Here is a 14097-nt window from a genome sequence, read left to right as displayed (position 1 = left end):
AGGGCAGAGAGAATCATGAGTGACCAGTCGAGTGTGCCGGCCGCAGCCGGCGCGCTGCCTACGGGCTTCGCCGCGAGCGATCCAGCCGCGGACAACTTCGTGCAGGTCGTCGATGTCGTCAAGAAGTTTGGCGACACCACGGCCGTCAAGGGTGTCAACCTGTCGGTGAAGAAGGGCGAGCTGTTCGCGCTGCTTGGCAGCTCGGGCTGCGGCAAGTCTACCTTGCTGCGCATGCTGGCCGGTCTCGAATCGGTCACGTCGGGCAAGATCCTGATCGATGGCGAAGACCTCGCCACGCTGCCGCCGTACCGCCGTCCGGTCAACATGATGTTCCAGTCGTACGCGCTTTTCCCGCATATGACGGTGGAATCGAACGTCGGCTTCGGGCTGCGCCAGGAAGGCGTGAAAAAGGCCGAGCTCCAGGAGCGCGTGGCCAATGTGCTCGAACTGGTGCAGATGTCGCGTTTCGCCAAACGTAAGCCGCATCAGCTTTCGGGCGGCCAGCAGCAGCGCGTCGCGCTGGCGCGCTCGCTCGTCAAGCGTCCCAAGCTGCTGCTGCTCGACGAGCCGATGTCCGCGCTCGACAAGCAGATTCGCCAGCGCACGCAGATCGAACTCGTCAACATTCTCGACAAGGTCGGCGTCACCTGCATCATGGTCACCCACGACCAGGAAGAAGCGATGACGATGGCGGGCCGCCTCGCCGTCATGAGCGAAGGCGAGATCGTCCAGCTCGGCACGCCGAATCAGGTCTACGAGTATCCGAATAGCCGCTTCTCGGCGGAATTCATCGGCTCGACCAATCTGTTCGAAGGCAAGGTGGTGGAAGACGAACCGGACCACGTCTACGTGGAATCGCCGGATCTGCCCGTGCATCTTTACGTGAACCACGGCATCACCGGACCGCTCGGCATGCCCGTGACGATCTCGGTGCGCCCGGAGCGCATCTCGCTCACGCGCAAGCCGCCCGAAGGCGTCTTCAACTGGGGCAAGGGCGTGGTGAAGAACATCGCGTACATGGGCGGCTACTCGCTCTATCACGTCAAGCTCGACTCGGGCAAGACGGTGATCGCGAACATGTCTAGCCTCGCGCTTTCCGAAATCGATTCCCCGACCTGGGAAGACGAAGTCTATGTGCGCTGGAGCGCCTCGGCCGGTGTGGTGCTGACGTCATGAGCACTACGCCCATCAGCGCCCCAGGCAGATTCAGGAAAATCCTGAACTGGCCGGCGAAGCGCTTCAACCTGACCGGTCGCACTGCCGTGGTGGCGGGACCGTTCTTCTGGTTGCTGCTGTTCTTCCTCGTGCCGTTCATCCTGGTGGTGAAGATCAGCTTCGCCGACCAGCAACTGGGCATTCCGCCGTACACGGAACTCACGTCGTTCAGCGACGGCGTCTGGCACATCGCGCTCGACCTCTCGCACTACGCGTTTCTGTTCCAGGACAGCCTGTATTTCGCGACCTACGTGAATTCGGTGGTCGTGGCGGGGATTTCGACGCTGCTGTGTCTGCTGATCGGCTATCCGATGGCGTACTACATCGCGCGCTCGAATCCGGCCACGCGCAACATCCTCATGATGGCCGTGATGTTGCCGTTCTGGACTTCGTTCCTGATCCGCGTCTACGCATGGATCGGCATTCTGAAGAACAACGGACTGCTGAACAATTTCCTGATGTGGACCGGCCTCATCCATTCGCCGATCGAGCTGTATCACACCAATACGGCCGTTTATATCGGCATGGTGTATTCGTATCTGCCGTTTCTCGTGATGCCGCTTTACGCGCATCTCGTGAAAATGGATCTGACGCTGCTCGAAGCGGCCTACGATCTGGGCGCGAAGCCGTGGCGCGCGTTCCTCGAAATCACGCTGCCGCTCTCGAAGAACGGCATCATCGCGGGCTGTCTGCTGGTGTTCATCCCGGCGGTGGGCGAGTACGTGATTCCAGAACTGCTCGGCGGCGCGAATACGCTGATGATCGGCCGCGTCATGTGGAACGAGTTCTTCGATAACGCCGACTGGCCGATGGCTTCCGCCGTGACCTGCGCCATGGTCCTGCTGCTGCTCGTGCCGATGGCGATGTTCCAGCACTTCCAGGCAAAAGAACTGGAGGGCCGCGGCAAATGAAACCGAATCGCGTACTGCAATTCATCGCGCTCGGCCTTGGCTTTGCGTTCCTCTATATCCCGATCGTCAGCCTGATCGTGTACTCGTTCAACGAGTCGCAACTGGTGACGGTGTGGACGCACTTCTCGACGCGCTGGTACGAAGCACTCGCCACCGACGACGAACTTATCAACGCCGCGTGGCTCTCGCTGCGCATCGCGCTGATGACGGCGTTCGCCTCGGTGATCATCGGCACGTGGGCGGGTTTCGTGCTCGCGCGCATGGGCAATTTCCGCGGCTTCACGCTCTACACGGGCATGATCAACGCGCCGCTGGTGATTCCCGAAGTGATCCAGGGCATCTCGCTGCTGCTGCTGTTCGTCGAAATGGGCAAGCTGCTGGGCTGGCCCGCGGGGCGCGGCGTGTTCACGATCTGGATCGGCCACGTGATGCTGTGTATCTCGTACGTCGCCATCATCGTGCAGTCGCGCGTGCGCGAACTCAATCCGTCGCTCGAAGAAGCGGCGCTCGATCTGGGCGCGACGCCGTTCAAGGTGTTCTTCCAGATCACGCTGCCGCTGATTTCGCAGGCGCTTGCGGCCGGCTGGCTGCTGTCGTTCACGCTGTCGATCGACGACCTCGTGTTGTCCGCGTTCCTCTCGGGCCCCGGCTCGACGACGCTGCCGCTCGTGGTGTTCTCGCGCGTGCGCCTCGGTCTGAATCCGGAAATGAACGCGCTCGCGACGCTCTTTATCGCCGTGGTGACGGTGGGCGTGATCGTCGGCAACTACTTCATGCAGCGCGCCGAGCGCAAACGCATGGCGATGGCGGTCTGACGCTTTTCCATCAGCCGGTGGAACATCGAACGGCGCGTGGGCTTCGGTCCACGCGCCGTTTTCCTTTCAGAGCCGATAACCCATGCGGAAACCGCCCCAATGCCGCCCATTGACGAAGATCGGCGCGGACGCGTCCTTCATCATCGCGAACTGGCCGCCGCCCATATCGCGCCGGTAGGTTTGCAGCAGGAACGACTGCGTATGCGAGCCCGCCGCCACGCCGGTGCGATCGCCAAAGATGCGCCGATTGCGGCAGTTCGCGGCGTTCCAGACCGGATCGGCGCCTTGCGGATGCGAGAACTTGCGGTTGTGCGTCGGAATATAGCCGCGCGGATCGATCGCCGCGCAAAACGCCACGCGCGCGTCGAGCGCCAGCAGCGGTTCGAGAATCGCGGGCAGCACGCGGTCGGTGAAAACGGTGAAGCGTGTCGTGTGCTGCTGCGGGTTGCTGTTGGGCACCGGCGCGTACTGCTGGTCGAACAGGTCGGCTTGCGCGATCTCGCCGCGCGCGATGGCCGCTTCGAACAGCTTGCCGACCTGTTTCGCCGCGCCTTGCACGGCTTCGATAAAGCGCGTGTCCTCGGTCTCCACGCCGGTCGCGGCGGATAGCTCGATCAAGGTTTCCGAAACCGTCAGCAGCTTGCCAAGCTGATCCTTGGCCTGCGCGAAATTGCGGCTCGAATCCTCGACGCCGTTGGCCATGTCGCTGACTTGCGCCTCCAGACCATCGCACTGAGTTTCAATTTCAGCGCTCAACTGGGCGATCTCGCCCGCGTGCGTATCGAGCTGCTTGATGGCATCGCCGGTACTGTGCACGGCCTCGCCGATGGTGCGCGTGCCTTCGCGCACGCGATGCGCGCGTTCGGTATTGGCGGCGCCTTCCACGATCAGGCGTTCGGTCTGCTGGTTGAGTTGCGCGAGCGTGCGCTCGATCTGGCCGGTCGCCTGCGCGGTCTTGGCCGAGAGATTCTTCACCTCGGACGCCACCACGGCGAAGCTCTTGCCCATTTCGCCTGCGCGCGCGGCTTCGATGGCGGCGTTCAGCGCAAGCAACTGGGTCTGACGCGCAATCAGCGAAATTTCTTCGGAAACCTTCGAGACATGCTCCAGTGCGCTTTTGAGCGCGCCGATCTGGCTCTCGATAACGGTCACGCCTTCCACGAGGCCGTGAATATCGTCGAGCGAAGCGTCGATGGTCTGCTGCGACGCCTGCACGGTAGCCGCCGTGCCCGCGCTGACTTCGCGCATGGCGCGCGCTGCGACGGCGATCTGGTGATTCCCGGCCAGCGTATGCGCGGCCGATTCGCGCAGCGACTGGCACACGCCGGCCTGATGCTGCACCCGCGCGGCGACCGCATCGACATTGCCGGACACATCGCAGATTTCGATACCGAGCCGGCCCGCATGCGCCGCGATATCGCCGACGACCGCAGCCCGATTGCCGGCGCGGCGGCGGCCGCGCCAGTTGATGCGCAAAACTGTCATTGGGTGTCTCCTCCATGCCATTCGCGACTTGCTCCCGGTCGCCGAGCCGCCTTGCTGCGCGCGCGCGAACGCCAGGATTTCAACTTGTTTACGGCGCCGCGGCCGGGTCACTTTAGCGTCGCCAGGTAGCGACACGCTATGATCGGGGAAACACGGGTCAGGCGCGCAAGGTCGAGCAAGCCGCCGCCCGCAGCGGAAACACGATGATTGAAACGATTTTGAATGGGGGCGCGATCTCGTCGATGACGACGATATCGACGCTCTGGCAACAACTGATGCAGCTCTGGGAGCTGATCGTGATGGTCTGCCGGTTTTTGTGGGACCTGCTCAGGATGCTGGGCGGGGTGTGACAGCCGGCGGAAAACGGGGCGACAACACGAGGACACACGATGATCGACGATTCCACCCGGCGTTTCACCGACCGGGTCGCAGACTACGTGAAGTACCGGCCGACTTATCCGCGCGAAGTCGCGACTTTCGTGCATGTCGAGTGCGGCGTGGCGCCCGCCGCGACGGTGGCGGATATCGGCGCGGGCACGGGCATTTCCTCGAAGCTTTTTCTCGATGCCGGGCATCCGGTGGTTGCCGTGGAACCGAACGCAGCGATGCGCGAGGCTGCGGATCGGCTGCTCGCGGCTTACCCGGTTTATCGCAGCGTGGCGGGCACGGCCGAAGCCACGACGCTCGCCGATGCCAGCGTGGCCCTCGTGGCGGCCGCGCAAGCCTTCCATTGGTTCGACAAAGCCGCCGCGCGCCGCGAATTCGCGCGCATTCTCAAACCGCGCGGCAAGATCGTACTGTTCTGGAATAGCCGCAAGCTGAAGGGATCGGCGTTTCTTGAAGGCTACGAAGCGCTGCTGCAGCGTTTTTCCACCGATTACGCGCGCGTCGCCGAAACCTATCCCAGCGATGACGCCATGGCCGACTGGTTCAACGACGGCTTCGAGCAGAAAACCGTGTTCCCGAACGCCCAGTTGCTCGATTTCGACGGCTTGCGCGGGCGGCTGGCTTCGTCTTCCTACGCACCCAAACCGGGCGACGAGCGCTACGAACCGATGCTCGCCGCGCTGCGCGAACTATTCGACACCACGCAGCAGGACGGGCTCGTGAACTTCGCTTATGAAACGCGTGTCTTCGCGGGCAAACCGCTGCGCGCGTGAGCGGGCATCAGCGCACGAACTCGTAATCGCTCGCTCGCACGCGCCGCGTCTTGCGGCGAAACGTGAACGTGAAACCCGGCCATAGCGAGGTGACTTTGCCACTGCGCGTCTGGTACCAGCTATGGCAGCCCGAGGTCCAGACCGTGCGTTTCAACTGCGACTGCAGCGCGTCGTTAAAGGCGCGCTGCACGTCCGGCCGCACGCTCATCGTGCGCGCGCCACGACGCTTGAGCACGCGGATACACGCGGCGATATAGCGGATCTGCGACTCGATCATGTAGATCATCGAATTGTGGCCGAGCCCCGTATTCGGCCCGATCACGAAGAACAGATTCGGAAAGCCCGCCACGCTCGCGCCCAGATACGCTTCGGGGCCGTCACGGCGCCACGCTTCGCCAAGATCGGCGCCATTCAGTCCGCTCACGTGGAAAGGCGCATCCACATCGTTCACCTGGAAACCCGTGCCGCAGACGATCGCATCGAACGCGTGATGCACGCCATCACTTGTAACGATGCCATCGGCGACGATTTCGCGAATCGGCTCGGTCAATACCGCGACATTCGATTGCGTCAGCGCGGGCAGGTAATCGCTCGACAACAACACGCGCTTGCAACCGAGCGCGTAGTCGGGCGCAAGCTTCGCGCGCAACACGGGGTCTTTGACCTTGTGCGCGAGATAGTTGCGCGCGAATTTCATCGGCGCTTTGAGCAGGCGCTGATCGACCACAAAACCTAGCGCGCGCGATTCGAGCTGGCAATAAATCGCCGCGCGTGCGAGACGCTGCGCAAACGGAATATGCCGATAAATCCAGCGTCGTCGCGCATCGATCGCCCGGTCGCGACGCGGCATGATCCAGGGCGCAGTGCGCTGAAACACCGTGAGTTGCGCGACTTGCGGCTGGATGCGCGGCACGAACTGGATCGCGCTCGCACCCGTGCCGATCACCGCCACGCGCTTGCCTTCGAGCGCGTAATCGTGATCCCAGCGCGCCGAATGAAACACCTTGCCTTCGAAACGCTCCAACCCGGCAATCGCCGGCAGGGCGGGGCGCGAGAGCGGGCCGTTCGCGGCGATCAGCAGATCGGCCTCGACGGTTTCAATCGCACCGTCGCGCTCGATTTCGAGGCTCCATACGCGGCGCGTTTCATCGAAACGCGCCGCGCTCACACGCGAACGCCAGACGATAAAACGCTCGACGTCATACTTGCGCGCGCAACGTTCCAGATAAGCGAGAATTTCGCGCTGCGGCGCGAAGGTGCGCGTCCAGTCCGGATTGGGCTCGAAAGAAAATGAATAGAGGTGCGAAGGAACATCGCAGGCGGCGCCGGGATAGGCGTTATCGCGCCACGTGCCGCCGAGACTGTCCGCGGCTTCGTAAATCGTGAACGATTCGATCCCCATGCGCCGAAGCTGGATCGCCATGCCAAGGCCGGAAAACCCGCTCCCGACGATCGCGATGCGCGGCGTGCCCGCGTGTGTGGCCATATTGGTCCGATTCGAAGTGTGATGCGCCGATTCAAGCAAAACGGGCTCCGTGAAGGAGCCCGTGTGGCGAAGCCGGCGAGGAAAGCTGCGGGCGTGGCCAGTTCGACACTGGCGACTACGTTCAGGAGTTCCAGTCGTCCGAGGAGTCGTTGCTGCCCATGTCGACACCGCCGCCACCGGAACCATCGTCCCAGTCGTTGGAACCCTGGCCGAAATCGACGCCGCCATCGTTGTTGCCACGGCGACGGTCGTCATCGCGATCGACGATCACATCGCGCTCGATCACGCGGTCACGGCCCGAATTGAGCGCTTCGCCCAGCAGCACGCCGGTCAACAGACCGCCCATGCCACCCATGCCGCCACCGCCTTGCTGGACGATGACCTGGGGCGGTTGCTGTTGCGGCGGATATTGAGGCGGATACTGCGGCTGACGCCCGAATGCGGCATCGGCTTCACGCGCATAGGAGGAATCGGAACCGTAAGCCGCGGCGGGCGCGGCGGCCTGGGCGTTCGGATCGGGACGACCTTCGGCGCGGGCCTTGAGGCTCGCGAACTGGCGCTCCAGATCTTCGATCTCATACGGCGCGACCGGGCTCGTGCTACCCGACAGCTTTTCGACCACGCTGCGCAACTGCGCCTCGAAGGCTTCGACGTCTTTTTCGAGCGCTTCGTGACCGGCAGCCGTCGAGAGTTTCACGTCGAGCTTGAGCGAACGCACGGCGTTGAGCAGTTCGGTGGCGCGCTTGAGCTGATCGCGACGGTCGTCGCCGGCCTTGGCGTCGTCATTCGACTTCGCGCGGCGCAGCGTCCAGCGCAGCACCAGCGCAATGCCGATCACAACGATCACAATGCCGATCCACATGCCCATGCCGGGACCGTGCCGTTGCGGCGCAGCGGCGGTCGCCATGGCGGCGGCAGGCGCGACGGATTGCGACTGCTGCGCGAACGGATTGCTCGTGCGGCTGGTGGTGGTGGCGCCTGCGCGCGTGGCATCGGAGCGAATCTTCGCCTCGACCTGCGCGAAACGCTGCGGCTGCGTAAAGCGGATCTGCGGGTCCAGCGACTTTGCCTGCTGGACCTGCGTGAGCGCATCGGCGTATCGGCCTTCGCGGTTGAGCACCTGCGCGTACAGATAGTGCGCGCGGGCGTTGTCGGGGTGCGCCTGCAGAACCTCGGCGAGGCCGGCGTCCGCGCGTTGCCAGTCGCCTTGCGACATCGCGGATTCGATCTGCTGCACGCTGGGCACGGCAAACGCCGCGCCGCTCACGAGGGCGAGCGAGGCGAAAACAGCGAGGAGAAACTTTTTCATGTTGCAGGCCGGGCGGTTTGTTGCCCGTCTCCGTGACATACGTTACGTGGATGCGGCACAGCGTTCAGACAATCGATCACAACCGTCTGGCCGCGCCGCATCCGTCACGCGCGGCGCGTTACTGCGCCGGCGTATTGAGCTGCTTTTTCAGGGCTTCGAGGCGGTCGTCCACCGACGGGCCCTTGTTGAGCGCGGCGAGCTTGTCGTCGAGTGCCTTGCCGCTGGAGGCGTCCGCCGAATTCAGGCGAGCGTCCGAGCGCGCGTTCGACAGGTTCACCTTGTCTTCGAGCTTCTGGAAGTCCTGCGCAAGATTCTTGCCGCCGATACCGCCGAGCGCCGTAGCCGCGACGTCCTTGGCCTGAGCGATCTGCTGCTTCGCCTGCAGGATGTTCGAGCGCGCGTTCAGGTCGTTACGACGCGAACGCATGTCGTCGATCTGCTGCTTGAGCTGGTCGACCGATGGTTCGAGCTTGGCGAGTTCGCCGGCCAGCGCATCGCGTTCGGCTTCGGCCGTCGACTGCGCGCCGAGCGCTTCGCGGGCGAGCGCTTCGTCGCCCGATTGCAGGGCGCGCTTCGCGCCGTCTTCGTACTTCTTCGCCTTGTCGGCGGCCACGTCGCGCTTGCTTTGCTGCATCGCGACCTGTGCCTGAATCTCGACGAGCGAGTTCTCGGCCTTGGCGATGCTGTCGTCGAGTTCGCGCACGATCTGGCGCGCGTCGCGCGACGGGTCTTGCACGGAATCGGCCGCGTCGTTCAGGAGACCCTTGACCGTGCGAGAGATGGAGTCGAAAAGCGACATGGAATTCCTCCGGTGTATTGAGATCGGCCCTGTGGGCCGCAATGCCTGCGTGCATGCCGCGCTGTGACGTGACTGAGTGCGTTCCTCGCATTCAGCTTACGCCGCTTTGCGCTGGCTGCGCATGCAGCGCGAAAATCGGGGCGCTTCGGCCAATTGCAAGAGATGCGCGCGGCGCGTGATCGAAAATGTCACGCGATGAGCGGCGGTATCTGTTGCACCTTGCGTGGCGCCTGCGGACCCAACCTTACGTCAGCGTTTCGATCGTCTGGCCGGCCCGCAATGCTCGCGGATATTACACCACGAGGTCTCTTAAAAGGGACTTAAAGGCCCGCGCAGGCCGCAACGCGCCGATGTGGCCGATGCAGCATGTCACGCAAACTTTCCGCTTTCCGGCGCGGAGTCGCTGTCCTGTGCATCTTCGTCGTCGAGGATGCGCTGCGTGCGCGTGAAGGGCGCGTCGCTCAGCGGCGGCAGCGGGGCGCTATCGTGCAGATGCGCCTTGGCGGCGAGCGCGTTTTCAGCGTCGGCTTGCGCCTGCGCAGCGTGCGCTTCGGCGGCCAGACGCGCGACGGTTTGCGCCAGCGTGTGCTCGGCGTGATTCGGTGCGAGATCGGGGACTGAATCGTTTTCAGGCACGGTTTCGGGGTTCGCGTCGTGCGCGGCCGGCGCGCTGCTTTCCTGCGGTTGCGCAGCGGGGCGCACGGCGGCGCCGCGTCCCGCACGCAGCGGTTTCGCCGCTTTACGCAGCACCTGGGCGAGCGCATCGGGTTCGCGCGGCGCGTTGAGCCGATCGACGATGCTCGCGGCCTTCACCTGATCGCTGGTCGCGCTGAAAGCGATGACAGCGCGCCGCATCAGCTCGCTGACGCTGATACCGAGTTCGTCGGCCGTGGCGGAAATCGCGCGCTTCTGGGCGGGCGTGACGAAGACGACGATGCGTTCGCTAGGCTTGTTCATGATCGGCTGGCCGGAAAATCAGCGCTGAAATCGGCTGCGAAGTGAACCTCGCCGGCAGTGCGCACGGCAGGCGAGGCGAGCAGGGCGTAGGCAATCACTCCATCATAAGACGAGACGCGCGTGGCGCAACGCAAAGATGCGCGTGCGGCCTTGCCATGTCACGCAACAATGTATCGCGCATAGGGTGAATGACCGCGTATTACCGTATCGAGTCATGTGTCGATTCGATATTTTCTCCGCAGAACCGTGCAGATGGCGCAAGGTGCCGTCACGAAGGCAAAACAAGGCACGGCACCACTGCGAGTCCAGGAAACTCTTACAAAAAAAGCGCGACCGTCGCCGCGCGATTTATTTAGAATGCGCTGTTACATTTCGCGTGGACGCTTTTTTTAGCGGCTTTGCGCGAAAGGTTACTGAAAGCGTAACCACGCGACGGCGCGCCTTACCCGCGCGCCGCGTGACCGGACGGGGGCGTTGCCGGTCACGCCACGGCACCGCACTCGGGGTGCGATGCCGTACACGCCGCATTGGCGCCATGACGCCATGATCAGATCAATGCGCGCTCTATGTCTTCATCGAGCGCAGCCGGGGCGCAGTACCAGATGCGCCAATCATCCCAGTCATGCCTATCATCAAACGACCGCCTTCACCGCAATACCCGAACGACGATCGGGAACCTTCCTTCAACAACGCACGCCAGCAGCGCAACGAAGAGCCTCGCGCGGACTCGCGTGGCGGCTCGCGCGGCGATCGCCCACGCAAGCGTTCCTTCGGTGCATCGCTCGCACTGTGGTTCGCGGGCCTGATCGCGACGCTGTGCGTCGTGGGCGCGCTGATCGTCGGCTATGCGCTCGTCGTCATGGGGCCGCAGTTGCCCTCGCTCGACGCGCTCACCAACTATCAGCCGAAGGTGCCGCTGCGCATCTATACCGCCGATCACGTGATGATCGGCGAGTTCGGCGATGAGCGTCGTCAGCTGGTGCGCTTCCAGGACATTCCGGACGTGCAGAAGAAGGCCGTTCTCGCGATCGAGGACTACCGCTTCTACGAACACGGCGGCGTCGACTTCGTGGGCATTCTGCGCGCGGGCGTGGCCGACCTGATGCACGGCGGCGCGTCGCAGGGTGCGAGCACGATCACGATGCAGGTCGCGCGTAACTTCTTCCTTTCGAGCGAGAAGACCTACACGCGCAAGATCTACGAAATGATGCTCGCCTACAAGATCGAGCGCGCGCTCACGAAGGACCAGATCCTCGAGCTGTACATGAACCAGATTTATCTGGGTCAGCGCGCCTACGGTTTCTCGGCGGCGGCGCGCGTGTACTTCGGCAAGGATCTGAAGGACATCACGCTGGCCGAAGCGGCCATGCTCGCCGGTCTGCCGAAGGCGCCGTCGGCGTATAACCCGATCGTCAATCCGAAGCGCGCGAAGATTCGCCAGCAGTACATCCTAAAGCGCATGCTCGATCTGGGCTACGTCACCCAGGCGCAGTACGACGAAGCCGTGAAGGAGCCGCTGCACACGCGCACCACCGGCACCGAGTACAGCGTGCACGCCGAGTACATCGCGGAAATGGTGCGTCAGATGATGTACGCGCAGTACAAGGACGAAACCTACACGCGCGGTCTGACGGTCACCACGACCATCGATTCGGCCGATCAGAACGCCGCTTACGCCGCCGTGCGCAAGGGCGTGATGGATTACGAGCGCCGTCACGGCTATCGCGGCCCGGAAGGCTTCGTGCAACTGCCCGCAGCCGGCGACGACCGCGATCAGGCGATCGACGACGCGCTCACCGATCACCCGGACAACGGCGACATCGTCTCGGCAGTCGTGACCGAAGCCGGTCCGAAGTCGGTGACCGCGCAACTGCTCGACGGCACCTCGGTCAACATTACGGGCGAAGGTCTGCGCTTTGCGGCCACGGGTCTGTCGACGCGCGCTTCGGCGGCGATGAAGATCCGCGCGGGCTCGATCGTGCGCCTGATCGCGGATGAAAAGAACAACTGGCAGATCACGCAGTTGCCGCAGGTGGAAGGCGCGCTGGTGTCGCTCAGGCCGCAGGACGGCGCGATCCGCGCGTTGATCGGCGGCTTCGACTTCAACAAGAACAAGTTCAACCACGTGACGCAGGCATGGCGTCAGCCGGGTTCGAGCTTCAAGCCGTTCATCTATTCGGCATCGCTCGAAAAGGGTCTGGGACCGGCGACCATCATCAACGATGCGCCGCTGTACTTCCCGCCCAGCTCGCCGGGCGGCGACGCGTGGGAGCCGAAGGACGACGACCAGCCGGATGGTCCGATGCCGATGCGCCTCGCGCTGCAGAAGTCGAAGAACCTCGTGTCGATCCGCATTCTGTCGTACATCGGCACGAAGTACGCGCAGGACTATGTGACGCAACGTTTCGGCTTCGACGCGGACAAGACGCCGCCGTATCTGCCGATGGCGCTGGGCGCGGGTCTGGTGACGCCGCTGCAGTCGGCGGGCGCGTATAGCGTGTTCGCTAACGGCGGCTATCGCATCAATCCGTATCTGATCGCCGAAGTCGACGATGCGCACGGTCAACCGGTGTCGCGCGCGCAGCCGCTCGTCGCGGGCCAGAACGCGCCGCAGACGCTCACGCCGCGCAATGCGTACATCATGAACAGCCTGCTGCATTCGGTGGCGACGGCGGGGACGGGCGCGGGCACCAACGTGCTGCATCGCGACGACCTGCAAGGCAAGACCGGTACGACCAACGATGCGCACGACGGCTGGTTCGCCGGCTATCAGCGCAATCTGGTGGCGGTGGCGTGGATGGGTTACGACCAGCCGAAGAGCCTCGGTAGCCGCGAGTTCGGTGCGCAGCTTGCGTTGCCGATCTGGGTGAACTACATGAGCCAGGCGCTGCGCAATATCCCGCAGGAAGAACCGCCGATGCCGGCCGGTATCACGACGATCGGCGGCGAGCTTTATTACTCGGATGTCACGCCGGGTGCGGGCTTCGTTTCGGCGATCGGCATGGATTCGGGCATGCCCGCGGGCGCGGCAAGCGACGCCAGCGGCGCGACCGGCAGCATGGGTCCGGGCGGCATGACGCCGCCGAACGTCACGTCCAGCGAGAAGCAGCAGATCATGGATCTGTTCGAAACGAACAAGCCTTGATCGATCGTTCGGGTTGCCAGGCAGCCCGGACGATAGCGGTAAACACACAGCAAAACACGGCACCCCGGCAACGGCGTGCCGTGTTTTGTTTTGCACGGACGATTTCCTTTTGCAACAAGCACTTGGGCAGGTTGCCCAGGGCTTTTCCACAGGCCCATCAACAAAATCTGTTGATAACCTGAGCGCGAATCGTTGTTCTGTTGTCCACAGTTTTTGTTGGCAGCCCTGTGGGTAACCTTGGGAGAGCGAAGCTAACTGTCTGATCCGCAAGCGCTTGTGCCTGCGTATAGCGGATGAAGCAGCGCTGCATCAGAACGTATTGTCGTATCGCACTCCGATGGTTTTGCCGTGCGAACCGCCCGAATACATGACCGCCCAGTGCGTGAGCCAGGCGCCCGTGAGCGCGCCCAGGGCGTCGGCGAACAGATCCTTGTACGAGAAACCATCGGTGCGGCAGGTACCGTCTATGGTCTCCTTCACCAGACCGGGCACGGTGCCGAGCAGCGTGCCGTAGATCACCGGATGATCGGTGTCGCGCATCAGCCAGCCGCCGATCGCGCCGAACGGTGCGGAAACGCCGAAGTGCTCGAGCTTGTCCGTGCCGGTCCAGCGATCGTCGGTCTGGACGCGAAAACCGCCGTGCGATCCGTTGCAGTCGAAACTCGCGTGCGCGGTGGCGCTGGCCATGAGCAGCAGTGCGGCGCAAAGACCGCCTTTGGTGTGAAGTGCCATGATCGGTGAGGTCGGAAGTGCAGAGGTTGTGGTTGTTTGCTGTCCTCGTCGCGCGCCAAAGCCAGCCGTTTTCTCTCCATCGA

The 14097-nt window shown here is 63.5% G+C and carries 12 protein-coding genes; 6 read left to right on the top strand and 6 right to left on the bottom strand.

The genetic code is table 11. The features are described from left to right. The first annotated feature begins 12 nt into the window (after positions 1 to 12). The 3 genes from potA to G3N59_RS06200 are packed head-to-tail and all read left to right on the top strand — an operon-like array spanning position 13 to position 2941. Entirely contained in the window at positions 13 to 1176 is a 1164-nt protein-coding gene (gene potA, locus G3N59_RS06210) for a polyamine ABC transporter ATP-binding protein (RefSeq protein WP_321816555.1), read from the top strand. Continuing rightward, a complete protein-coding gene (locus G3N59_RS06205) occupies positions 1173 to 2126 on the top strand; it encodes an ABC transporter permease subunit (protein ID WP_205981683.1) in 954 nt (317 codons plus the stop codon). Before potA ends, G3N59_RS06205 begins: the two co-directional genes overlap by 4 nt. Beyond that, on the top strand, positions 2123 to 2941 hold the full coding sequence (locus G3N59_RS06200) for an ABC transporter permease subunit (protein WP_205981682.1): 819 nt from the start codon (positions 2123 to 2125) through the stop codon (positions 2939 to 2941). Before G3N59_RS06205 ends, G3N59_RS06200 begins: the two co-directional genes overlap by 4 nt. 66 nt (positions 2942 to 3007) lie before the next feature. Here G3N59_RS06200 and G3N59_RS06195 read toward each other — a convergent pair whose 3' ends face one another. Then, positions 3008 to 4426, bottom strand: coding sequence for a methyl-accepting chemotaxis protein (locus tag G3N59_RS06195; RefSeq protein WP_205981681.1), 1419 nt, complete (start codon positions 4424 to 4426; stop codon positions 3008 to 3010). A 203-nt stretch (positions 4427 to 4629) separates the two neighbouring features. Between G3N59_RS06195 and G3N59_RS06190 the strand changes: the two genes are divergently transcribed. Continuing rightward, positions 4630 to 4776 (top strand): hypothetical protein, encoded by a 147-nt coding sequence (locus tag G3N59_RS06190; RefSeq protein ID WP_205981909.1) that lies wholly within the window; start codon positions 4630 to 4632, stop codon positions 4774 to 4776. A gap of 39 nt (positions 4777 to 4815) precedes the next feature. Beyond that, positions 4816 to 5586, top strand: coding sequence for a class I SAM-dependent methyltransferase (locus G3N59_RS06185; protein WP_205981680.1), 771 nt, complete (start codon positions 4816 to 4818; stop codon positions 5584 to 5586). Positions 5587 to 5593: 7 nt separating this feature from the next. Here G3N59_RS06185 and G3N59_RS06180 read toward each other — a convergent pair whose 3' ends face one another. The 4 genes from G3N59_RS06180 to G3N59_RS06165 all read right to left on the bottom strand — a co-directional run bounded on the left by G3N59_RS06180 (position 5594) and on the right by G3N59_RS06165 (position 10137). Continuing rightward, positions 5594 to 7072, bottom strand: a complete 1479-nt coding sequence (locus G3N59_RS06180; protein WP_205981679.1) for an NAD(P)/FAD-dependent oxidoreductase — start codon at positions 7070 to 7072, stop codon at positions 5594 to 5596. 121 nt (positions 7073 to 7193) lie between these two features. Then, on the bottom strand, positions 7194 to 8381 hold the full coding sequence (locus G3N59_RS06175; RefSeq protein WP_205981678.1) for a tetratricopeptide repeat protein: 1188 nt from the start codon (positions 8379 to 8381) through the stop codon (positions 7194 to 7196). A 118-nt stretch (positions 8382 to 8499) separates the two neighbouring features. Beyond that, complete coding sequence (locus G3N59_RS06170) at positions 8500 to 9180, bottom strand: PspA/IM30 family protein (protein ID WP_205981677.1); 681 nt, start codon at positions 9178 to 9180, stop codon at positions 8500 to 8502. Between the two features lie 369 nt (positions 9181 to 9549). After that, positions 9550 to 10137, bottom strand: a complete 588-nt coding sequence (locus tag G3N59_RS06165; RefSeq protein ID WP_205981676.1) for a hypothetical protein — start codon at positions 10135 to 10137, stop codon at positions 9550 to 9552. Positions 10138 to 10759: 622 nt separating this feature from the next. Here G3N59_RS06165 and G3N59_RS06160 point away from each other — a divergent pair. Continuing rightward, a complete protein-coding gene (locus tag G3N59_RS06160; protein WP_205981675.1) occupies positions 10760 to 13282 on the top strand; it encodes a penicillin-binding protein 1A in 2523 nt (840 codons plus the stop codon). Positions 13283 to 13591: 309 nt separating this feature from the next. Here G3N59_RS06160 and G3N59_RS06155 read toward each other — a convergent pair whose 3' ends face one another. Beyond that, the gene (locus tag G3N59_RS06155) at positions 13592 to 14014 is read right to left on the bottom strand and encodes a hypothetical protein (RefSeq protein WP_205981674.1); all 423 of its coding nucleotides are present in this window, start codon (positions 14012 to 14014) and stop codon (positions 13592 to 13594) included. Positions 14015 to 14097: the final 83 nt, after the last annotated feature.

The organism is Paraburkholderia sp. Ac-20340 (genome assembly GCF_017104965.1).
Taxonomy (GTDB): domain Bacteria; phylum Pseudomonadota; class Gammaproteobacteria; order Burkholderiales; family Burkholderiaceae; genus Paraburkholderia.
This window is presented reverse-complemented; position numbering and strand designations above follow the sequence as displayed.

What these genes read in the sequence shown, in the direction of transcription:
- G3N59_RS06205 (WP_205981683.1), top strand. Translation starts at nt 1,173, where the DNA reads ATGAGCACTACGCCCATCAGCGCCCCAGGCAGATTCAGGAAAATCCTG.
- G3N59_RS06200 (WP_205981682.1), top strand. Translation starts at nt 2,123, where the DNA reads ATGAAACCGAATCGCGTACTGCAATTCATCGCGCTCGGCCTTGGCTTT.
- G3N59_RS06195 (WP_205981681.1), bottom strand. Translation starts at nt 4,426, where the DNA reads ATGACAGTTTTGCGCATCAACTGGCGCGGCCGCCGCCGCGCCGGCAAT.
- G3N59_RS06190 (WP_205981909.1), top strand. Translation starts at nt 4,630, where the DNA reads ATGATTGAAACGATTTTGAATGGGGGCGCGATCTCGTCGATGACGACG.
- G3N59_RS06185 (WP_205981680.1), top strand. Translation starts at nt 4,816, where the DNA reads ATGATCGACGATTCCACCCGGCGTTTCACCGACCGGGTCGCAGACTAC.
- G3N59_RS06180 (WP_205981679.1), bottom strand. Translation starts at nt 7,072, where the DNA reads ATGGCCACACACGCGGGCACGCCGCGCATCGCGATCGTCGGGAGCGGG.
- G3N59_RS06175 (WP_205981678.1), bottom strand. Translation starts at nt 8,381, where the DNA reads ATGAAAAAGTTTCTCCTCGCTGTTTTCGCCTCGCTCGCCCTCGTGAGC.
- G3N59_RS06170 (WP_205981677.1), bottom strand. Translation starts at nt 9,180, where the DNA reads ATGTCGCTTTTCGACTCCATCTCTCGCACGGTCAAGGGTCTCCTGAAC.
- G3N59_RS06165 (WP_205981676.1), bottom strand. Translation starts at nt 10,137, where the DNA reads ATGAACAAGCCTAGCGAACGCATCGTCGTCTTCGTCACGCCCGCCCAG.
- G3N59_RS06160 (WP_205981675.1), top strand. Translation starts at nt 10,760, where the DNA reads ATGCCTATCATCAAACGACCGCCTTCACCGCAATACCCGAACGACGAT.
- G3N59_RS06155 (WP_205981674.1), bottom strand. Translation starts at nt 14,014, where the DNA reads ATGGCACTTCACACCAAAGGCGGTCTTTGCGCCGCACTGCTGCTCATG.